The following is a 21218-nucleotide window of genomic DNA, read 5'->3' as shown; positions in this document are numbered from 1 at the left end:
GCTCGTGAAATGGGACGGTTGTGGTCTGTCAGAGAGGGCGCTCGTTGAGCACGCACCAGTACAGCTCGATGTGCTCCACGACGTCCATGAATTTGCTGAAGTTCACCGGCTTCTCGATGTAGGAATTGACGCCCAAGTCGTAGGCGGTCGTGAGGTCCCGGTCTTCACGCGACGAGGTCAGAACCACCACCGGAATGCGGCGAAATCGCTCGTGCGCCTTGAGCTGGCGCAACACCTCCAGGCCATTGACCTTGGGCAGGTTGATGTCGAGCAGGATCACCGCCGGCAAAACCTCGCCCGCCTCCCAGCGCGGCAGGAAAGCCAGGGCCTCCTCACCATCGCGGGCGACCTGGATCTGATTGGTGAACTTCTTCTTGCTGAACGCGCGCAGCGTCAGGTCCAGATCCATCGGGTTGTCTTCCACCAGCAGGATCGGGGGCACGGCAACTGTGGCATTCATTCAGGAAACTCCAGATAAAAAGTGGCACCGGCGCCGAGTTGGCTCTCCGCCCAGACACGGCCCCCCATGCGCTGCACCGCCTTGGCCACCAGTGCCAGGCCCACGCCTGTGCCCGGGAATTCTTCGGCCCGGTGCAGGCGCTGGAAGATGCCAAAGATGCGGTCGTGGTATTTCAGGTCGAAGCCGACGCCGTTGTCGCGTACCCACAGGATACGCCGGCCCGTCTCGTGGCGGGCGCCGATCTCGATGCGGGGCGACGCGCTGCCCTGGCTGAACTTCAGCGCGTTGCCGATCAGGTTGCGCAGCACCACCGCCATGCCCTCGCGGTCCAGCGGCAGCGTGAAAGGCTCCATCGCCAGGCGCACCTCGGCGCCCTGCTTCTCGATGTCGGCGTGGTAGCTGTCCACGATTTGTTCCACCAGCGGCAGCAGGGCCACCGGCTCGTGCACCATGTCTCGGCGCTCGATGCGCGAATACGCCAGCAAATCGACGATCAGGTCGCTCATCTGCTGCACGCCCTTGCGAATGCGCTCGACAAACCGGAGGCCTTCGTCGTCGAGCCGGTCGCCGTATTCCTCCACCAGCAGCTGGCTGTAGCCGTCGATCCCGCGCAGCGGCGCCTTGAGGTCGTGCGACACGGTGTAGGAAAAGGCTTCAAGCTCCATGTTGGCCTGGCTCAGCTGTGCGGTGCGCTCGGTCACGCGCTCTTCCAGCTCCTGGTTCAGGCGCTTGAGCTGCGCCTCGGCGGCCACCGCCTCGGTGATGTCGAGCAGGGTGCCGATGTAGCGCGGCCCGCGGCCTTCGGTTTCACGCGAAATGCGGCGCACGGTGCGGCGCAGCCAGCGCATCGGGCCATGGGCCGGGTCGGTGCGGAACACCAGTTCGCCCGCATCCCCCCCGGTTCGGATGCACTGCATGTCTTCGGCCACCATCGCACGGTCATCGGGGTGGATGCGCGCAAGATACTCTGCGTCCGACGGCATCCGCCCTGCCGGGTCCAGCCCGATATTGCGAACGAGCTGCGCAGAAATCGTCAACTGCTGGCTTTCCACGTCGCCCGCCCAGCTGCCCAGCTGGACCAGCGCTTCGGCCTGCTCCAGCATTTCCTTGTAGTCCTTCAACGCCGCTTCGGCCTGGGTGCGCACGGTCACGTCCTGGATGGTGGAAAACAGCTGGCGGATGTGTCCGTCGCGGTCGCGCACGGCGCGCACATCGATCTCGGTGTGCACCATGCGGCCGTCCTTGTGCACAAAGCGCTTGGCCATCTGGTAACCACTGCTCAACCCCGCCAGCAGCTCGTCGAACAGCGCCACGTTGCGCTCCAGGTCGCCCGGCGGAGTCATCTGTGCCCAGCTCATGTCCAGCAATTCCTCGCGCGGGTAGCCCAGGATCTCGCACAGGCGGTCGTTCACCTGCAGCCAGCGCTTGTCCAGCGGCGAAGAAATGGCCATGCCCAGGAACGGCAGCTCGTAGAACATGCGCAGCTGCTCGGCCTGCTCGCGCTGCGCCAGCTGGGCCTCTTTCTGCACCGTGGTGTCGAGCAGGATGCCGCTGATGGTGTCCACTTCACCGCGTTCGTCGCGCGTGAGCGAGGTGCGGTCTTCGATCCAGACCCAGCCGCCGTCGGCCTTGCGGATGCGGTATTCCTGCCGGTACTCGTCGGGCCCCTGGGCGAAGTAGCGCGTCACCTCGTCGCTCACCTGCTGCACGTCGTCGGGGTGGATCAGGTCGATGTACTGCAAGGGGCCGTTGAGCAGATCGGCCGGCACGTAGCCCCACTGGCTCACCGAATCGCTCACGTAGCGGACCGGCCAGCCTTCGGTGTTGCGCCACTCGATCACCACCAGCGGCGAGCGGTTGAGGATGTCGCTCATGCGGCGGATGCGATCCTGCCCGGCCTGCAACTGCTCGGCCATCCGGTCGGCGACCTCGCCGATGTGGGCCAGTTCGTCGCGCCCGATCAGGCCGGTGCGCACGGACAGGTTGCCCGCGCCCATGGCGGTCAGCGCAAGGGCCAGACTCTTCGCGCGGCGGAACCACAGCAGGTGCAACAGCACCGCCAGCAGCACCACCGCGACCAGCAACACCAGCCCCTCCCGCACCAGCTCGGCCTGCTCGCTGACGCGGCGCAGCGCCAGCGGATAACTCATGTCCACCTGCACCAGCAAACGCTGGTTCCCCTGAAGCGGGACCAGCCCGACGAAAACCGGCTGCTGAGCCAGCCGCTGCACCACGATGGCCGACGGCAACGGCGCCATCGCCAGTGCCTGAAGCGGGCTCGAAGCCCCCCCCACCCGGGACAACACCGCGCTCAGCGGCTGCCCGATGTCCAGCCGCGACAGCGAGGACAACACCCGTTTTTCAGGCCCGACCAGATAAGCCTGGTTCAGCCCCTGGTGCAGGGCCAGACCGCCCACCAGCCGGTGTTGCAGCAAGCTGTTGCCCAGGCCCGCCTGCTCATCGATTCGCGCCTGTTCGATGCTCAGCCGCTCGCGCAGACGCTGGCTTTCCTGAGCGGACACATCCTGATCGATCTGGCGCATCTGGTGCTGGTAATGCATGCTCATCACCGCCAGCGCGAACACGATCATCAGCAGCGGCACCAGCCAGCGCCCGGCAATGGCCAAGGGCCAGCGGGTCCAGCTCATTCGGCAACCTCCTTCAGGCGCCGGGCCGGCTCGGGGGCCAGCAGGCGGCGCCAGTCGGGCGCTACCTTGATCAGCCCCATGGTCTGCAGCGTCGTCACCAGCCGCGAGGCGTCCTGCCCCAGCACCGGCGGCGCACCCGACAGCAGTTCGAGCGACTGCTCTGTCGAATAGAAGGTCAGCTTCTGCAGCGTGGCGAGGTAGTCCTCGGGCGAGAGTTCCACCCCGGGCGCCAGCAGGCGGGCCGCGGCCTCGGGGCCCTCCTGCAGCGCCTGCAGTCCGCGCTGCCAGCCCGCCAGCAGGGCATCGACCTGGGCGGGGCGCTCCTGCAGCGTGCTGGCACGCACCACCAGCACGTCCACGATATCGCCCGGCATCAGGCGGCTGTCGAAGATGTCCTTGTAGCCCGCCGCGCGCAGGAGACCGGCCACCGGCTCGTAAGACACGGCCGCGCTCACGTGCCCGCTGCGCAGCGCGGACAGGTGCAAGGTGGCCTCCATGCTGACCACATTCACATCGGTCTGCTCCAGCCCCGCCGCCTGCAGCAGGCGCTCCAGCATCAGCGCGCCCACGGTGGTGCCCTCCACCGCGATGCCTGTGCCGTGAAGCTGCGCCAGGCTCTGGACGGCCGGGTTGACCAGCACCACGTCGGCACCGGTGGAGGTGTCGAGCACGGCGACCACCCGCAGATCGAACCCCTCGTCGGTCAGGCGCAAGGCTTCGTCCAGCGTGAGCGCGGCCGCATCGAGCAGGCCGTTGCGGAAATGGCGCAGGGTCTCCGAGCCGGACGACAGATCCACCACCTGGATCTGTTGCGTGTCGATCAGCTGCCGGTCTCGCGCCAGCACCAGCGGGTCGTAGCCCACCCAGGTGTTCATGCCCACGGTCAGCGCGGGCACCGGCGGCTCGCTGCAGGCCGCCAGACCCAGCCACACGGTCAGCACACCGATCGACAGACCCGCGCGGGCCGCTGTCTGCCAGCGCTGCCATGCCAGCCGCCGCCCACTCGGCCGGTGCATATCCGGGTGGTTCGTTGGTGAGTCCGGGCGCCCGGCGGGTGGTGACATGGTGGGTGGTGGCGTGGCTTCGAACATTTTGTCACCGTCCCCGGCCATCTGCCCGGATGTTTGCTTTTCAAGCACCAAATCCGGCCCGGTGTGGTGTCCATCCACCAACTCGGCCCCGGGTGACTGCGCGCGGGCGCAGCGGCTACCACACGCCCGGCTGCTCATCGTTTGACAGAAAGGCCCGAAATTGGCCGAAATTTTCCGGATCGCCGGCCGATAAGAAAGGTGTTCTGGTCATGAACCGCTCAACCGGTTTTCGGACCCGGGACTTAAGTACTAAAGGAATCGCGCCATGAATGCCTCAGTCCAACCGTTGACCTGCCTGGCCCCCCGCATCACCGCAGGGGTGCACCAGCGTGAACACCCGGGCACCCGCTGGCACACCCGTGGTCGGACCCTGGGGCTGCGTCTGCTGATGGCCGCTGCGATGGTCTTGGCCTGGAACGCGGCCCGCGCCGAAACACCGCAGGTCGGCGAGAGCCAGGCCGTCAACGGCCAGATCGCCGACGTGGGCTCCACCGGTATCGGCCTGCTGATGGGGGCCGCGGAAGCCAACCCGCTGGGCATCCTCACCCTGGGCATCAAGGTCGCGGCCTACCAGCAGATCAAGGAAGCTCCGCCCGCCGAGCAACCCCGCCTGTGGGGCATGTACGGCGCCTTCGGCTGGGGTGCTGCCGCCAACAACCTCTGCATCATCGGAACGATCGCCTCGGGTGGCGCCTTCGCCGCGCTCTGCCCGGTGCTGGGTGTGGCGGCCGGCATGGGTGTGTGGAACACCAACGAGGCCGAACGGGATCGCGCCACCTTCGACGCCATGTGCCGCGATGCGCAGGCGGCCAACCCCGACCTTTCGTGCACCTACACCGAGTCCCGGATCTGAGCTGGGATGAAACACCCCCGCCGCGCTTCGCGCGACCCCCTCAAAGGGGGCTGAGGGCCGCGGCTCCGAGCCTGCCTGCGCAGGCTTGGACGGCCCGAAGAAGCCTCGCCTCTGGCGAGGCTGCGGCCTGCAAGGCGCACTGGCCGTCCGGCAAAGCCGGCCCGGCGGTGCCCTGGGCTGGACCATTTCACGCCTAGCGGGTGGCGCTTCGGTGCTATGGAAACGGATTTGAACAACGCCGGAACACCCGTCCCCTAGGCCCGGCTGGACAGCGGGTCGACTTTCAGATACTGTACGCATGAACAGTATCTGATGGATCATGCCCTCCCCCGCCCCAGCCCGCCCGTCCGACCCTCCGTTGGCCCGGCCTGCCCACAATGCCCCCCGCCCGGTGCCTGCGCCGGGCGCGCTCTCCAGCGCCCTGCCTGCGGCCGTGGCGGCCGCGCTCTGGCGCGCCGACCAGCTGGGCAGCCCGGTCGCGGCCACCTGGTCCAGCGGCTTCGAGGCGCTGGACGCCGTGCTGCCCGGCGGCGGCTGGCCCGGCCACGGCGTCACCGAACTGTTGAGCGCCCAGAGCGGCACGCTGGAATGGCGGCTGCTTGGGGCCTTGCTTCGCCAGGTGTGTGCCGCCGGTCGCAGCGTGGTGCTGGTCGGCCCGCCCCGGCCGCCACACCCGCCGGGCCTGCGGCTGGACGGCATCGCCGAGCAGCAACTGGTCTGGGTGATGGCCGAGACGCCGGCCGAGCGCCTGTGGTCCACCGAACAGCTGGTCAAGGCCAACGCCTGCGGTGCGCTCATCGCCTGGCTGCCGCAGGTGCGCGCCGAGCAGGTGCGCCGCCTGCAGGTGCTGGCCGCGGGCTGCGCCGGCCCGGTGTTCCTGTGCCGGCCCGCCACGGCGGCCCGCGAATCGTCGGCCGCGCCGTTGCGCCTGCTGGCCAGCGTGGGGGCCGACTGGGAACTGCTGGTCGACGTGTTCAAGCGCAAGGGCCCGCCGCTGGAGACCACGCTGCACCTGCCCTCGGTGCCCGGCGGCCTGCAGGCCATCCTGACGCCGCGGCTGCAGAAGCCCAGCACCCTGCTGCCGCTCGAACCGGCACCGCAGACCGCCCCGTTCCCTCTTCCCAGCGAGGCCGGCCATGCTCTGGTCAGCGCTCCGTCTGCCGGCTCCCGACGACACCGCCTCGCCCACTGACGCGGCGCTGCAGGCGCTGGCGCTCTGGGCCCTTCAATTCACGCCCCGGGTTGCTGTCGCTGACGAAGCCGTGGTCATGGAGCTGGCGGCGAGCGTGCGCCTGTTTGGCGGCTGGCACGCGCTGTGTGATCGTGTGGTCTCGGAGGGCACCGAGCTGGGCGTGAGCCGGATCGCCTGGGCGCCCAACAGCCTGGCCGCGCTGGCGCTGGCGCGCGCTGGCGTGCAAGACGGTTTTCGCCAACCCCTGGACGTGTTGCTCGACGCCCTGCCCATGGACACGCTCAGCGCCGTGCGTCCGCACCGCCTCACGCTCGCGCACATCGGCTGCCTCAGCCTGGGCGATGTGCGGCGGCTGCCGCGCGGCGGCGTCGGCCGGCGCTTTGACAAACAGCTGCTCGCCGCGCTCGACCAGGCTTACGGCCGCGCGCCCGAGGTGCACCGCTGGATCGCGCTGCCCGAGCGCTTCGCGCAGCGGCTGGAACTCATGTTCCGCGTGGACGATGCATCGGCCCTGCTGTTCGGCGCGCGCCGCCTGCTGCTGGCGCTGTGTGGCTGGCTCGCCGCGCGCCACAGCGGCACCACCGCCTTCACGCTGCACTGGGCGCACGACGCGATGCGCGCGAAATCGGCGGGCGATGGCGGCAGCCTCACCGTGCGCACCGCCGAGCCCACGCGCAACCTGGAGCACCTCTGCCGCCTGCTCGGCGAGCACCTGGCCCGGGTGGAACTGCTGGCGCCGGTGGGCGACCTGGAACTGGTCGCCGACGCGGTGATGCCGCTGGAGGAAAAAAGCGCCTCCTGGCTGCCCGACGACAACGCCGGCAGCGAGACGCTGCCCCTGGTGCTGGAGCGCATCGCCGCCCGCCTCGGCCCTCAGCGTGTGATGCGCCCGGTGCTGTGCGAAGACCACCGGCCCGAGTGGATGTGCCGCTGGCAACCGGCGCCCGAGCCCCTGCCCCGAAAGCCCGCCATGGGCAGCGAGCTGCCGCAGCCGGGCTTCATCCTGAGCGCCCCGCTCAAGCTGCTGGTGCGCGCCAACCGGCCGTACTACCAGGGCGAACTGCAGCTGCTCGCTGGCCCGCAGCGGGTGGAAGGCGGCTGGTGGGACCGGGATGAGGCCGCCGGCCAGATCCGCAACGTGGTGCGCGACTACTGGGTCGCGCAGTCGGCGCACGCGGGCGTGTTGTGGGTGTTCCAGACGCGGCTGGACGAGGCGCCTGCGTGGTTCTTGCATGGCATATTTTCTTGACCCCCGCCGCGATGCGAGTGGCCCGGCAAAGCCGGTTCCACCGCATCCTGGGTTCGGGCATTTCGCGCCGGAGGGGGCACTCTCGCCGTGACGCCACAACCCTCTGGCATTCCCTCCTACGCGGAGTTGCTGTGCCTGTCCAACTTCAGCTTCCTGCGCGGTGCGAGCCGCCCCGAAGAGCTGGTGGAGCGCGCGCAGGCGCTGGGCTACACCGCCCTCGCCCTGACCGACGAATGTTCGCTCGCCGGCATCGTGCGCGCACACGTGGCGGCCAAAGAGCAAGGCCTGAAGCTGCTCGTGGGCAGCCAGTTCCAGGTGCAGTGCGACGCGCCGTTCACCCTCGTCGTTCTCGCCACGAATCTCAACGGCTACGGCAACCTCTGCGAGTTCATCACCCGGCTGCGCCGCACGGCGCCCAAGGGCACGTACCGCCTGACGCTGAAGCACATCAGCGCCGATGCGCTGGCCGACTGCCTGGTGATCGCCGTGCCGCAGCGCGGCAGCACGCAGGCACAGATGGACACCGTGGCGCGCTGGCTGCTGCTGCACTTCGTCGGCCGCTGCTGGCTCGGCGTGGAGCAGCTGCGACTGATGGACGACGAGATGCGCCTGCACCGGCTGCGCCAGAGCAGCGAGCTCACCGCCGTGCCGCTGGTGGCCGTGGGCGACGTGCACATGCATGTGCGCTCCCGCAAGGCGCTGCAGGACGTGCTCACCGCCACGCGCATCGGCAGGCCCTTGACCGAATGCGGCCACGCGCTCGCGCCCAACGCCGAGCAGCGCCTGCGCTCGCGCCTGGCGCTGGCGCAGCGCTACCCCGAGGCCTTGCTGGCCGAGACGCTGAAGGTCGCCGGTCGTTGTCACTTCTCGCTCGACGAGCTGGCGTACCAGTACCCCAGCGAAGTGGTGCCGCCGGGCGAAACGCCGGCGAGCTACCTGCGCCAGCTGGCCTACGAAGGCATGGGCCGGCGCTGGCCCGCGGGTGTGCCCGCCTCGGTGCAGCAACAGGTGGAGCACGAACTGGCGCTGATCAGCGAGTTGCAGTACGAGCACTACTTCCTCACCGTGTACGACATCGTCGCTTTCGCGCGCTCGCAGCACATCCTCTGCCAGGGCCGCGGCTCGGCGGCCAACAGCGCGGTGTGTTACTGCCTGGGCGTGACCGAGGTGGACCCGGCGCGCACGGCGGTGCTGTTCGAGCGCTTCATCTCCAAAGAGCGCAACGAGCCGCCCGACATCGACGTGGACTTTGAACACGAGCGGCGCGAAGAAGTCATCCAGTACCTCTACACCAAATACGGCCGCGAGCGCGCCGCGCTCACCGCCACCGTCATCAGCTACCGACCCCGCAGCGCCCTGCGCGACGTGGGCAAGGCGCTGGGTTTCGACGAGGCTGCACTGGACACGCTGGGCAGCGGCCACCGCTGGTGGAGCGAGGATGGTTTTGCGCCCGAGCGCATCACCGAAGCGGGGCTGGACCCGGACAGCCTGAAGGTGCGTCAGCTCGTGGCGCTCACCGGCCAGCTCATGGGCTTTCCGCGCCACCTCTCGCAGCACACCGGCGGTTTCGTGCTGACCCAGATGCCGCTGTCGCGCATGGTCCCGATCGAAAACGCCGCCATGGCCGACCGCACCGTGATCGAATGGGACAAGGACGACCTCGACGCCATGGGCCTGCTGAAAGTCGACGTGCTCGCGCTCGGCATGTTGACCGCCATCCGCAAGTCGCTCGATTTCATCGGCCAGCGCAAGGGCTTCGACTTCCAGATGCAGGACATCCCGGCGGAAGACGAAAGCACCTACGACATGATCTGCGCCGCCGACACTGTGGGCGTGTTCCAGATCGAGAGCCGCGCGCAGATGAGCATGCTGCCGCGCCTGCGGCCGCGCGAGTTCTACGACCTGGTGATCGAGGTCGCGCTGGTGCGCCCTGGTCCGATCCAGGGCGGCGCGGTGCACCCCTACCTGAACCGCCGCCAGGGCAAGGAGCCCATCGATTACCCCAAGGGTCTGGACGCCGCACTGAAGCGCACGCTCGGCGTGCCCGTGTTCCAGGAGCAGTGCATGCAGATCGCCATCATCGCGGCCGGCTTCACGCCCGGCGAGGCCGACGGCCTGCGCCGCGCCATGGCCGCGTGGAAACGCAAAGGTGGTCTGGGCAAGTACCAGGAGCGCCTGATCAGCGGCATGACCGAGCGCGGCTACCCGCTCGACTTCGCGCAGCGTGTGGTCGAGCAGGTGAAGGGTTTCTCCAGCTACGGCTTCCCCGAAAGCCACGCCGCCAGCTTCGCGCTGCTGGTCTATGCCAGCTGCTGGATCAAGCGCCACCACCCGGCCGAGTTCCTCGCCGCCCTGCTCAACAGCCAGCCGCTGGGCTTCTATTCGCCGAGCCAGCTGGTGCAGGACGCCGTGCGCCACGGCGTGGAAGTGCGCGCGGTGGACGTGATGGAGAGCGACTGGGATTGCACGCTGGAAGAGCAGGGCTTCGACGGCCTCTCCCCCTGGGAGAGGGCAGAGGGGAGGGCCGCCCCCGAGCCCACACTGCCCGCCGTGCGCCTGGGCCTGCGTCTGGTCAGCGGCCTGTCACACGACGAAGCGCAGCGCATCGTGGCGGCACGCGCGAGCCGTGCATTCACGGATTCAGAAGACCTCGCCCGCCGCGCCGGGTTGAACCAGCAAACCATGCAACAACTCGCCGCCGCCGACGCGCTGCAATCCCTGAGCGGCCACCGCCGCCAGCAAGTCTGGGACGCCGCCGCCCTCAAAACCCCACCCGCGTTGCTCAAAGAAGCCCCCGTCGAAGAAGACACGCTGGACCTGCCCGAAGCGCCCGAAGGCGAAGCCATCGTCTGGGACTATGCGTCACTCGGCCTCACCCTGCGCCGCCACCCGCTCGCCCTGCTGCGCGAGCGCCTGCAGGCGCGCCGCTTCATGACCGCCGAAGCGCTGAAAGACGCGCCCGACGGCCGCCTCGTGCGCGCCTGCGGCATCGTCACCGGGCGCCAGCAACCCGGCACCTCCAAAGGCGTGGTGTTCGTGACGCTGGAAGACGAAACCGGCGTCGTGCAAGTCATCGTCTGGAAAGCCCTGCGCGAGCGCCAGCGCAGCGCCCTCACCCGCTCACGCCTGATGGCGGTGCACGGCGTGTGGCAGCGCGAAGGCGAAGTCTGCAACCTCATCGCCGGTCACCTGGAAGACCTGACGCCGCTGCTGGGCCGGCTGGCGACGGAGAGCCGGGATTTTCATTGAAAGCACCCGCCTGTGGTCCACCTTGCCGTCTGTGAGAGACTGCCCCACCCCAGAACCCGCAGCGCATCCACCCAAGCCCACCCATCCCATGTCCGACTGGAAACACCAGCAAATGATCAAGGCATCGGCCTGGCCACTGGCCGCCGACCTGTTGGCCCCCGACGCCGACTTCACGGCCCGGCTCGATGGCGGGCTGGTGCCCCTGCATTGGGCCTGCCGGGAAGGCAAGGCCGGCCTGCTCAAGTACATGCTCGAACACGGCGCGAACGTTCACGATCTCACCGACAGCGGCCAGAGCATGCTGGAGCTGGCCATCACATCCCGGAACTTCCAGACCGTCATGCTGCTGATCGACCGGCTCAAGACCACCGGTGCACCGCCACCCGTCGAGGCGCTGAAACAGCGGCTGACCGGGGCCTTCAGCGACGGCCACCCCGATGCCCGGAACCGCTTGCAGCAGACGCTGCGGGACTGGGAGCGCATCGCTAAAACAACGCCTTCATCCCGGTTGCCGTGATCGACCGAAAAGCCCCGGACTGCGCTTCACCTCACCGCTTCCCGCCGGCTTGAAACCCCGCCGCCGGCTTCGTACCATGGCGCCATCTCTCAACGCAGGAGCGCCCCATGTGCCGCAACATCAAGACGCTGTTCAACTTCGAGCCGCCCGCCAGCGAGCTGGAGATCCGCGATGCTTCGCTGCAGTTCGTGCGCAAGCTCAGCGGCTTCAGCGTGCCCTCGAAGGCAAACGAAGCAGCGTTCGAGCGCGCGGTGGCCGAGGTGGCGGATTCGGCGCGGCGGCTCATCCGGTCGATGGTGACGAACGCCGAGCCGAAGAACCGCGAGGTGGAGGCGGTCAAGGCGCGCGAGCGGTCGGCGCAGCGTTTTGCCGCACCGCGCGGCTGAACGGAACCGCGGTGTTCAACCGCCCAGCATCTTTTGTGTGATCCAGCGCCAGTGCGCTTCGCTCACTGGCGTGATCGACAGGCGGCTACCGCGCTGCAGCACCACCATGTCGGCCAGTTCGGGTGTGGCGCGCAGTTCGGGCAGGCCGATCAGGCGGGTCTTTTTCAGCGCCTGCACGTCCAGCAGCAGCCAGCGCGGTGCTTCGGGTTTGGACTTGGCATCGAAGTAGGGTGAATCGGGGTCAAACTGGGTCGGATCGGGGCGTGTGCCCGAGGCCACGCGCGCCAGGCCCACGATGCCGGGCTCGGCGCAGCTGGAGTGGTAGAACAGCACGCCATCACCCACCCGCATGCCATCGCGCATGAAGTTGCGGGCCTGGTAGTTGCGCACGCCGGTCCAGGGCACGGTGGCCTGCGGGGCGGCCAGCGCGTCGTCGATCGAGCACTCTTCGGGCTCGGACTTCATCAGCCAGTACGGGGTCATCGCGGCATCTTAGCGAGACATCGAAGCCCATGCTGGCGCTACAGTAGCCCAGCCTGCCACACGCCCCGGCGCCCCGCCATGCCCACGATCACCACCGCCCACACGCCCCTTCGCCTACGCCCCGCCCTGTGGCTGCTCATGACGGGGGTGCTGGTTCTGCTGGTGGGCTGCGCGTTGCCACGCCCTGCGAAAGTGCCCATGGATGCGCTGTGGTTGCCGGCGTCGTCGAGCGGCCCGGGCCACACGCTGGTCGTGTTCATGCCGGGGTCGCAGGAGGTGCCACAGGACATCGTGCGCGAAGGCTTCGTGGACCAGTTGCGATTGCGCCACCCGGGCGTGGACATGGTGGTGGCGGACGCGCACATGGGCTACTTCCGCAACGGCAGTTTTGCAGCCCGCTTGCGGGCCGATGTGATCGAGCCGGCGCGCGCCCGGGGCTACCGGTCGATCTGGCTGGCCGGCATTTCGCTCGGCGGGATGGGTTCCCTGCTGTATGCGAAGAGCGCACCCGGCGAGATCGAGGGTCTCATCGCCCTGGCCCCGTTCATCGGTTCGCACAGCGTGCTGAGCGAAGTGGCCGAGGCGGGCGGAATCGCACGCTGGCAACCCGCGTTGCCGCTGCAGCCCGGCGACTTCCAGCGCGATCTGCTGCGGTGGCTGAAGGGCTATGGCGACCCGGCGCAGGCGCGCCCGGTGCTCTACATCGGCTACGGCACCCGCGACCGGCTGGAGCCGTTCCCCGGCCTGTTCGATGGTCTGCTGCCGGCCGATCACCTGCTCAGCGCGCCCGGCGGCCACGACTGGGCGCCCTGGAAAGCGATGTGGTCCGATGCCCTGGAGCGTGCGCCTCTGCGACCCTGAATCCCACGGTGCGGGCGAATTCCGGGTAGCCTTGCGCCTTCGCTGACGCCGGTGCCGCCACCGGACGGCCTCGCCCGGCCGTGTGACCTTTTCGCCCAGCCACCCCTTGTTTTTTCGGCCTCCCGTGTGGTGCCGACCACCGTTTCCGCCCTTCCATGACGTCTCCGACAACCCGGCCCGCGCCCCACGGCCTGCTGATCGCCAACCTGCTGGCGCAACTCGCCTTCGGCCTGCTGACCATGACCATCTGCCTGCCCTCGATGCAGGAATGGGGCGCCATCTTCAACACCGGCCAGGCGGCGGTGCAGCTCACCTTCAGCGGCTACGTGGTGGCCTACGGCTCCCTGCAACTGCTCTACGGCCCGCTGTCGGACCGCATCGGGCGCAAGAAAATCCTGCTGTTTGGCCTGGCGGTGGCGTTCCTGGGTTCGGTGCTGGCTGCGCTGGCGCCCAACCTGCCGCTGCTGGTGGCCGCGCGCGTGCTGCAGGGCGCTGGCGCCGCGGCGGGCATGGTCGTGGGGCGCGCCATGGTGCAGGACTTGTTTCAGGGCCCCGAGCGCACACGCGTGATGGCCTACGTGGGCATGGCCATGGGCCTGTGCCCGCCGCTGGCCACCATCCTCGGCGGACAGTTGCACGTGCGCCTGGGCTGGCAGGCCAATTTTGTGGTGATGGCGGTGCTGGCGGTGGTGCTGTTCGCAGCGGCGTGGCGCGGCCTGCCCGACCACCAGAAGGCCACCACCGTGCAGCCGCACTGGCTGCGCGCCATGCTGTCGTCGTACGCGCGGCTCGGCCGCGAGCGCGCCTTCATCCTCTACGTGGCCCTGCTCTCCATGACCACCGCCACCTTCTACGCCTTTCTCGGCGGCGCGCCCATCGTGCTCGGCAGCTACGGCGTGGGACCCGACGGCATCGGTTTCTACATCATGTGCGTGCCGGGGGCCTACATCGTGGGCAACTACCTCGCTTCGCACATGGCGCACCGCACCGGCGAGCGCCTGATGATGGGGCTCGGCCAAGGCTGCACGCTGGCGGGCATCGGTCTGGTGGTGGTGCTGGCCCTGGCCGGCCTGAACACCCCGCTCGCGTTTTCATTGCCGCTGATGCTGGTGGGCATCGGCCACGGCCTGCTGGTGCCGCCAGCGCTCGCGGGCACGGTGGGCCTGGTGCCCGCGCTGGCGGGCTCGGCCGCGGCGGTGGCCGGTCTGATGCAGCAGATGATGGGCGCCGTCGGCGGCTTTGCCGTCGGCCTGTTCCGCCACGAAGGCGCGCTCAACCTCGGGTGGCTGATGCTGGGCCTGGCGCTGTGCGGTGCCTTCGCGCAATGGCTGCTGCACCGCCGTCCACCGAAAGCCGGCGAAGTGTCACGTTGACGGACAACACGAGGTGCCCCCTTCAGGGGCACCTTGCGAGCAATCCCGCTGTGACGGAGTTTTCTCCGGTTGGCTTGGTGGCAGGTTACTTCGGGCCTTCGATCGGACTGCCGCGATAGGGGTAGTTCTTCAGGCGCGTGTCGGTGCGCTCGTGTGGCTTCGCGACCACCTTGGTCGGATCGATCCAGTCTTCCCACTTGAAGTTTTCGATCACCTGGGCCTGGTAGCTTTCTTCAAGTGGCCGCTCCAGGATATCGTTGACATGCACCCATTGCTGGTAGCGCATCAGGTCAACCTGATACGGCGTGGGCCGACCACCCGCTTGCTTGACGGCTGCCTTGAGTGCCTCTACTTCCTTCATGGTGACCTTGGGTTTCCATGTGATCTTCCCGGGCAGCATGACCGGTTCGCCTGGAATGTTGTTGATGCCTTCTTTCCAGGTGGCGAGCACGGCCATCTGGGTGTCTTCGCGGTAGAGGATGATGGCGTGGCTGTACCGACGGTCCTTGAAAAAACCCAGGTTGCCGTATTGGATCCGGGCGCCAGTGAGATAGGCGACCGCATCAGACCAGCAGGGCGACTCGCCGCTGATGCCCCTGAGTACGCTGCGGTCAATGACCCCATCCGGAAACAGCAGTTTGAAAGCCACCCAGGCCGAGTTGGCCGCGGTGGTCGTCCCCTCACAGTCATGGCCGTGGAACCTGACCATGTCTTTCAAGGTGACGGGGTAGGTGTATGGGTAGTAGCGACCTTGCGTGCCTTGGGTCGCAAGCATCTCAAACACCGGCGCGTAAGACTTTGCCACCATGGCGGCATACCAGGTGGGGTTGAGGTCCGGTGCTTCCACGCCGGTTTCAACAAACATCGTTTCACCCATCTTGTAGGTGGGTTGAGCAGCGAAGGCCGAAGTTCCCATCAGCAGAGAACAAGTGATGAGTATCCAGGACTTGAGTTTCATGTGAATACCTCGTAATGGCTTGCCATACTTCCGTGTGGGATAGGTCTCTTTCAGTTGCAAACCCACTCCAAGAACAGTCTGGACGGCTTCCGTTTTTTGTCCATTGCGCTGAATCAAGAGAACCTGTCTAGAAGGACCAACTCCTTGAGGGGTTCACCCGGGATCGCAGTGCAAGCCATGGGCGAAGCAGTCCTTGTTCAGGCCACCTGATGAACCGGAGATGTTTCACACACCCCCATGTGGGTGCGTCGGGTCCACCCACAGCACCTGTTCCGGCTTCTCCACCGGCTCAATGTCCAGGTTCACCGCCACCGCCTGGCCGTCGCTGCGGCAGAGCACACACTCCAGCACCTCGGTCGGGCTGGCGTTGATCTCCTGGTGCGGCACATAGGGCGGCACGTAGATGAAATCGCCCGGTCCGGCCTCGGCGGTGAACTCAAGGTGTTCGCCCCAGCGCATGCGCGCCCGGCCCTTCACGACGTAGATCACGCTCTCCAGCGGGCCGTGGTGGTGGGCACCGGTCTTGGCGTTGGCGTGGATGGTGACGGTGCCGGCCCAGAGCTTCTGCGCGCCCACGCGCGCGAAATTGATCGCCGCCTTGCGGTCCATGCCCGGCGTGCTCGGCACGTTGCCGTCGAGCTGGTTGCCCGGCACCACGCGCACGCCGTCGTGCTTCCAGGCCGGCTCGTGTTCGTGGCTGTGTGAATGCGGGTGCTCGTGCTCGTGTGACATGGCGGGTCTCCTGACGGTGGTGCGCCCAGTGTGCCAGCCTGGCCGCTGCCTGTGCAGCCCCCGGGGCATCAACCCGCTACCGCATCAAGCCATCTGTGCCGCCGCATCGATGCGGAACAGCGCGACCGAGGCCACCAGGTGCCGCGCCTGGTCGTCCAGGCTTTGCGAAGCCGCCGCCGTTTCTTCCACCAGCGCCGCATTCTGCTGCGTGGTCTGGTCCAGCTGCGCGATGGCTTCGCCCACCTGGCCGACGCCGGTGCTCTGCTCCCGCATGGCGGTGGAGATGTCCACCACCAGCTGGCTCACGCGCTTGATCGCACTGACCACATCGGTCATGGCGTGGCCCGCCTGGTCGGCCAGCGCCGTGCCCGAGTTCACCTGCTCCATGCTCGCCGCGACCAGCTGCTTGATCTGCCGAGCTGCCTCGGCCGAGCGGCCCGCCAGCGAGCGCACTTCCGAGGCCACCACGGCAAAGCCGCGGCCCTGCTCGCCGGCGCGCGCCGCTTCCACCGCGGCATTGAGCGCGAGGATGTTGGTCTGGAACGCGATGCCATCGATCACGCCGATGATTTCACCGATGCGCCGCGACGACTCGTCGATGCTGCGCATGGTGCGCACCACCGAGCCCACCGTCTCACCACCGGCCTCGGCCACCGTCGAGGCGTTCACCGCCAGCGTGCGGGCCTGGTGGGCGTTGTCGGCGTTGATGGCAATCGCGCTGGTCAGCTCTTCCATCGCCGCGGCCGACTGCTCCAGCGCGCTCGCCTGTGCTTCGGTGCGGCCGCTCAGGTCCTTGTTGGCGCTGGCGATCTGCGAAGACGCCGAGCCCACGTGTTCCACCCCCTGGTGCACCTGTGCCACCAACTGGCGCAGACCCGCCTGCATGGTGCCGATCGCGCGCAGCAGGTCGGCCACTTCGTCCTTCCCGCTGACCTCCACCGTCTGGGTCAGGTCGCCCGCCGCGATGCGGTTGGCCACCACCACACCGTTCCGCAGCGGCAGCACGATGCTGCGCGCCAGCAGGGCCGAAGCCAACAGGCCCAGAACCAGCGCGGCCCCGCCCAGCAGCAGCATGAGGTTGCGGGCGCTGGTGATGCCGGCCGTCACCGCGGCGCCGTGCTGTTGCGCCAACGTGTCCTGCAGCTGGCGCAGGGTGTCGATGGGCTGCTGCAGCCGGGCCAGCGCCGGCAGGGTTTCTTTGTGCACCAGTTGCCGCGCCTCGTCGATCTGGCCGGCCTGCACCAGCGGCGCAATCTTCACGAACGAAGCCACATAGGCCGCGCGCGCCGTTTGCAGCTCGGACAACGCGGCGCGGCCTTCGGGCTTGACCACGAGGCGGTCCAGCGTCTTCAGCGCTTCGTCGATCGCCAGGCGGTTCTGCTGCATGCGCGCCTGGATCACCGGCAGCTGGGCAGGTTCCACCAGCAGCAGCTCGGTGGTGTTCAGGCCGTTGGCCCGCGTGGTCGTGTCGATGACGGCCACCGCGCTCACCTTCACGAGTTCCTGGTCAATCAACCGGCTGTTCTCTGTGCCAATGCGTTGCAGCGTGCCGTAAGACGAGACGATCATTCCCGCAATGAGCAACAGCATCAACCCGAAGCCCATCGCCAGACGGGTACCGATACGAAACCTTGAAACAAACCCCATGAAAATCCCCTGGCGCGTGCACACCACGGCCTGATGAGGATTCATCGACTTGCCCTGCGCCCGCTGAATACGCCGATGGAACTAGGGCCGGGCGCCGATGGAGCTATGCGCAGGGCCCGCCTGCACCGCTCACACCTCCGGTTCGCCGAGGTCCACCCGCCCCGGATCCAGCTCCCGGATGCGCCGGTCTTCGTAGTAGCCCCCGTATTCGGTGTAGCGCAGGAACGGTTTGCCACACGCCTTGCAGGCCCAGACCTGGCAGCGGTTGCAGGGATGGAAATGCAGGGCGATCGGCGCTTCGGCCGACCACTGGTCCACGCCGGGCGGGCGATGTTCCTCCAGCGTCGGCTCCTCGTCGCCGGGCAGCCACAGCGCACCCAGCAATTGCAGGGCCTCGTCGCTGACCGTGCCGGGAAACGAGTCCCAGCCGGGGCTGGCGAAGGGCGCACAGGCGGTGCAGGTGTCGCGCCACTGACGCCGGGCGAGGTCGAGCACATCCTGTGCCTGCAGTCGGTTCGAAGCGGTCATCACGAATCGGGATGGAAAGGGAATGGAGGTACTGCAGTATCCACGCACCCCATGACCTTGAAGGTATTGCGGCCGGCCCGGGACGGTGATCGTTTGCATCGGGGAAAATCGGGGTTCAGTCACCAGGGCCTGTTCACACTATTTTTCCAAGATGCGTTGCGGATCAAAAAGACCATGCGCAAGGCGCGAAACGCAGCCGGGGTCGCCCCCCGGCAAGGCTTCGCAACGCCGCGCATGGCCTTTTTGGCCGCAACCCGAAGGGAATGGGCTGAAAACAGCGCCACTCGTTGTTGCCCTCCTAGGCCAGACATCCAGTCTGGCCGTCGTCCCGCGCCTAGATTGGCGCTGTTTTCAGCCCATTCACACTTGGAAAAATAGTGTGAACAGGCCCTAGTTCGCCGAGGTCCCGTTTTGCCACTGCCCACGCCCCATCCCCGCAAGCCCATGCACACCCGAAAAGTCGAATACCGGGGGTTCGAACGCGACGACGGCCTGTGGGACATCGAAGGCGAGTTGCTCGACACCAAACCCCACGCTTTCGAGATCGAGGGCGAGGGCGAGTGGGCACCCCACGAGCCCATCCACCACATGCACCTCCGCGTCACGCTGGACAACAACATGGTGATCCGCGACGTCGCGGTGGCCATGGACGCCCACCCGCACGCGCCCTGCCCGCAGGCCATGGAACCCATGCAGGGCCTGATCGGCGAGACGCTGGGTCGCGGCTGGCGCAAGACCATCGAACGCCACCTCGGCGGCATCCAGGGTTGCACCCACCTGCGCGAACTGCTGTTCAACCTGGCCACCGCCGCGTTCCAGACACGATCGGCGTCGTTCGCACCCACTGCCGATGGCCGCCCGCCGATGCACCTGGGCCAGTGCCTGGCCTGGGACTTCAACGGCCCGGTGGTGGAAAAGGTCTACCCGATGTTCTTCCGCTGGCAGCCACCCGAGAAACATCAGGCGCGGTCCGGCGCGCTCGACCCCCAGCGCACGGAATAACGCGCTGGGTAGCGGCGGTGGCGCCGCATGCTCACACGATCTCGGCGATCAGTTCGATTTCGATGCACGCGCCGTGCGGAATCTGGGCCACACCAAACGCACTGCGCGCGTGTTCGCCTTGGATCCCGAACACCTGGGCGATCAGGGCGCTGGCGCCGTTGCTCACCAGGTGGTGTTCCGTGAAGTCGGGGGCCGAATTCACCAGCGAAGTCAGCTTGACGATGCGGGCGATGCGGTTGAGGTCGCCCACCGCACCCTGCAGCGTGCCGAGCAGGTCGATGGCCACCGACCGGGCGGCCGCCTGCCCCTCCTCGGTGGTCAGGGAAACGCCGAGTTTCCCGACCCAGGGCTGGCCGTTTTTCCGGGCGGTGTGCCCGCTCAGGAAAACGAGCTTGCCGGCCATCGCGTACGGCACGTAGGCCGCTGCGGGCTGGCGAACACCCGGCAAGCGGATCTGGAGGGCCTCCAGGGTCTGATAGACGCTCATGGTCATCAAGCGGCGCGGTAGACGATCTTGGTCTGTGTGAAGAACTCCATGCCGACCCTGCCGGACTCGCGGAAGGTGGATGTGCTGGAGTTCTTGACACCGCCAAAGGGGGCGTTGACCAGGTTGCCGGTGGTGGTGCGGTTGATCTTGACCGTGCCGGACTGGATGTTCTGCGCGAAGTCGTGCATGTACTTCGGGTTGCGCGTGGCGATCGCCGCGGACAGGCCGTACTCGCTGTCGTTGGCCTTGGCCATCGCGTCGGCGAAGTCGCTCGCCTCGATGATCGCCAGCACCGGGCCGAAGATCTCCTCGCGCGCAATGCGCATGCTCGGCTTCACGCCGTCAAACACCGCCGGCGAGACGTAGTAGCCGTGCTCGTAGACCCCGCCGGTGAGGCGCTCGCCGCCGCACAGCAGCGTGGCCTCACCCTGGCCGATCTCGATGTAGGAGAGCACCGTCTGCAACTGCTTCTCGGTGGCCAGCGGCCCCAGGTCCATGCCCGGCGTCAGGCCCGGGCCGATCTTGAGCTGCTGCACGCGCGCCAGCAGCTTCTGTGTGAAGGCGGCCTTGACCGCGCTCACCACGATCAGGCGGCTGGTGCCCGTGCAGGCCTGGCCGGTGAGCGAGAAGCCGCCCTTGACCGCCAGGTCCACCGCCAGGTCCAGATCGGCATCCTCCATCACGATCAGCGGGTTCTTGCCACCGAGCTCCATCTGCAGCCGCGTGGTCAGGTGCACCGTGCGCTGGATGTGCATGCCCGCCTGCGTGGAGCCGGTGAAGGAGATGGCGCAGATCGCGCGCGAAGTCGTGATGATCGGGCCCACGTCACCGGCGCGCCCGGTGATGAAGTTGAGCACGCCCTTGGGCAGACCGGCCTGCACCAGCGCCTCGGTCAGGCGCAGGCCCGAGAGCGGCGCGTCCGACGAAGGCTTGAAGACCACCGTGTTGCCCATGGCCAGGGCCGGGGCGATCTTGCGCGCGGGGATGGAGGCGGGGAAGTTCCAGGGCGAGATCACCGTGACCACGCCCAGCGGCTCGCGCTGGCTGTAGACCTGCATCGCCGGGTCGTCCTGCGGGTAGGTCTCACCGCCGAAGGTCTGGCTCTCCATGGCGTAGAAGCGGAAGGTCTGTGCGGCGCGCAGGAACTCGTCACGCCCCAGCGCCTGGGACTTGCCCTCCTCGCGCGTGAGCTCCTCGCCAAAGCGATCGGCGTTCGCTTCCAGGTAATCGGCCGCCTTGTTCAGGACCTTGGCGCGCTGGCTGATGGGCGTCTTGCGCCAGCCCTCGAAGGCAGCGGCGGCCGCGCCCACGGCGGCTTCGGCGTCGGCCGAGGCCGAGGCCTGGAAGCGGCCCAGGTTCTCGCGGGTGTCGGCCGGGTTGATGTTGTCGAACGTGCGCCCGCTGCGGCTGCGGACCCATTCGCCGTTGATGTGGTTGAAGAACTCTTCGACAGGGGTGCTCATGGTGCGGGGCGGGGACGGGTCCCCGGGGTAGGTGACAGA

General features: G+C 67.8%; 19 protein-coding genes. 9 read left to right on the top strand and 10 right to left on the bottom strand.

Annotated features, from left to right (window positions below; translation table 11 throughout):
• Window positions 1-28 precede the first annotated feature (28 nt).
• From ACN5W5_RS20070 to ACN5W5_RS20060, 3 genes are read right to left on the bottom strand one after another with little or no spacing between them, the layout of a single operon-like run.
• Entirely contained in the window at window positions 29-460 is a 432-nt protein-coding gene (locus tag ACN5W5_RS20070) for a response regulator (RefSeq protein ID WP_420050225.1), read from the bottom strand.
• The gene (locus tag ACN5W5_RS20065) at window positions 457-3108 is read right to left on the bottom strand and encodes a PAS domain-containing protein (protein ID WP_420050224.1); all 2652 of its coding nucleotides are present in this window, start codon (window positions 3106-3108) and stop codon (window positions 457-459) included. The genes ACN5W5_RS20070 and ACN5W5_RS20065 overlap by 4 nt, the downstream gene beginning before the upstream one ends.
• Window positions 3105-4124 (bottom strand): ABC transporter substrate-binding protein, encoded by a 1020-nt coding sequence (locus ACN5W5_RS20060; protein WP_420050223.1) that lies wholly within the window; start codon window positions 4122-4124, stop codon window positions 3105-3107. Before ACN5W5_RS20060 ends, ACN5W5_RS20065 begins: the two co-directional genes overlap by 4 nt.
• A gap of 340 nt (window positions 4125-4464) precedes the next feature.
• On the opposite strand from ACN5W5_RS20060, the gene ACN5W5_RS20055 reads away from it, so the two are divergent.
• From ACN5W5_RS20055 to ACN5W5_RS20030, 6 genes are all read left to right on the top strand, one after another.
• Window positions 4465-5052: a hypothetical protein gene (locus tag ACN5W5_RS20055; protein ID WP_420050222.1), complete on the top strand. Its 588-nt coding sequence runs from the start codon at window positions 4465-4467 to the stop codon at window positions 5050-5052.
• A 319-nt stretch (window positions 5053-5371) separates the two neighbouring features.
• Complete coding sequence (gene imuA, locus ACN5W5_RS20050; protein ID WP_420050221.1) at window positions 5372-6244, top strand: translesion DNA synthesis-associated protein ImuA; 873 nt, start codon at window positions 5372-5374, stop codon at window positions 6242-6244.
• The gene (locus ACN5W5_RS20045; protein ID WP_420050220.1) at window positions 6189-7493 is read left to right on the top strand and encodes a Y-family DNA polymerase; all 1305 of its coding nucleotides are present in this window, start codon (window positions 6189-6191) and stop codon (window positions 7491-7493) included. The genes imuA and ACN5W5_RS20045 overlap by 56 nt, the downstream gene beginning before the upstream one ends.
• A gap of 87 nt (window positions 7494-7580) precedes the next feature.
• Window positions 7581-10742 (top strand): error-prone DNA polymerase, encoded by a 3162-nt coding sequence (locus ACN5W5_RS20040; protein ID WP_420050219.1) that lies wholly within the window; start codon window positions 7581-7583, stop codon window positions 10740-10742.
• An 88-nt stretch (window positions 10743-10830) separates the two neighbouring features.
• The gene (locus ACN5W5_RS20035) at window positions 10831-11259 is read left to right on the top strand and encodes an ankyrin repeat domain-containing protein (protein WP_420050218.1); all 429 of its coding nucleotides are present in this window, start codon (window positions 10831-10833) and stop codon (window positions 11257-11259) included.
• A 107-nt stretch (window positions 11260-11366) separates the two neighbouring features.
• Window positions 11367-11645: a DUF2277 domain-containing protein gene (locus ACN5W5_RS20030; RefSeq protein WP_420050217.1), complete on the top strand. Its 279-nt coding sequence runs from the start codon at window positions 11367-11369 to the stop codon at window positions 11643-11645.
• A gap of 15 nt (window positions 11646-11660) precedes the next feature.
• Here the strand turns inward: ACN5W5_RS20030 and ACN5W5_RS20025 are convergent, their stop codons facing one another.
• Entirely contained in the window at window positions 11661-12128 is a 468-nt protein-coding gene (locus ACN5W5_RS20025) for an EVE domain-containing protein (RefSeq protein WP_420050216.1), read from the bottom strand.
• A gap of 78 nt (window positions 12129-12206) precedes the next feature.
• Between ACN5W5_RS20025 and ACN5W5_RS20020 the strand changes: the two genes are divergently transcribed.
• The gene (locus ACN5W5_RS20020; protein WP_420050215.1) at window positions 12207-12989 is read left to right on the top strand and encodes an alpha/beta hydrolase; all 783 of its coding nucleotides are present in this window, start codon (window positions 12207-12209) and stop codon (window positions 12987-12989) included.
• 155 nt (window positions 12990-13144) lie between these two features.
• Complete coding sequence (locus ACN5W5_RS20015; protein ID WP_420050214.1) at window positions 13145-14362, top strand: multidrug effflux MFS transporter; 1218 nt, start codon at window positions 13145-13147, stop codon at window positions 14360-14362.
• Window positions 14363-14447: 85 nt separating this feature from the next.
• On the opposite strand, the gene ACN5W5_RS20010 is transcribed toward ACN5W5_RS20015, so the two are convergent.
• The 4 genes from ACN5W5_RS20010 to ACN5W5_RS19995 all read right to left on the bottom strand — a co-directional run bounded on the left by ACN5W5_RS20010 (window position 14448) and on the right by ACN5W5_RS19995 (window position 18227).
• Window positions 14448-15320 carry a formylmethanofuran dehydrogenase subunit E family protein gene (locus ACN5W5_RS20010; RefSeq protein ID WP_420050213.1) on the bottom strand — a complete coding sequence of 291 codons (873 nt, stop codon included), beginning with the start codon at window positions 15318-15320 and terminating at the stop codon, window positions 14448-14450.
• Window positions 15321-15545: 225 nt separating this feature from the next.
• On the bottom strand, window positions 15546-16052 hold the full coding sequence (locus ACN5W5_RS20005) for a cupin domain-containing protein (RefSeq protein ID WP_420050212.1): 507 nt from the start codon (window positions 16050-16052) through the stop codon (window positions 15546-15548).
• Between the two features lie 84 nt (window positions 16053-16136).
• Complete coding sequence (locus tag ACN5W5_RS20000; protein ID WP_420050211.1) at window positions 16137-17699, bottom strand: methyl-accepting chemotaxis protein; 1563 nt, start codon at window positions 17697-17699, stop codon at window positions 16137-16139.
• A 129-nt stretch (window positions 17700-17828) separates the two neighbouring features.
• Window positions 17829-18227 carry a hypothetical protein gene (locus tag ACN5W5_RS19995; protein WP_420050210.1) on the bottom strand — a complete coding sequence of 133 codons (399 nt, stop codon included), beginning with the start codon at window positions 18225-18227 and terminating at the stop codon, window positions 17829-17831.
• Between the two features lie 444 nt (window positions 18228-18671).
• Here ACN5W5_RS19995 and ACN5W5_RS19990 point away from each other — a divergent pair, with 444 nt between their 5' ends.
• Entirely contained in the window at window positions 18672-19229 is a 558-nt protein-coding gene (locus ACN5W5_RS19990) for a DUF2889 domain-containing protein (RefSeq protein WP_420050209.1), read from the top strand.
• 31 nt (window positions 19230-19260) lie between these two features.
• Here the strand turns inward: ACN5W5_RS19990 and ACN5W5_RS19985 are convergent, their stop codons facing one another.
• Window positions 19261-19716 (bottom strand): RidA family protein, encoded by a 456-nt coding sequence (locus ACN5W5_RS19985; protein WP_420050208.1) that lies wholly within the window; start codon window positions 19714-19716, stop codon window positions 19261-19263.
• 5 nt (window positions 19717-19721) lie between these two features.
• Window positions 19722-21179 (bottom strand): aldehyde dehydrogenase family protein, encoded by a 1458-nt coding sequence (locus ACN5W5_RS19980; protein WP_420048156.1) that lies wholly within the window; start codon window positions 21177-21179, stop codon window positions 19722-19724.
• Between the last annotated feature and the right edge of the window lie 39 nt (window positions 21180-21218).

The organism is Hydrogenophaga sp. ZJX-1 (assembly GCF_048590325.1).
Classification (GTDB): domain Bacteria; phylum Pseudomonadota; class Gammaproteobacteria; order Burkholderiales; family Burkholderiaceae_C; genus Hydrogenophaga.
Note: the sequence above shows the minus strand (reverse complement) of the source record. Positions and strands in the feature narration are given on the sequence as shown.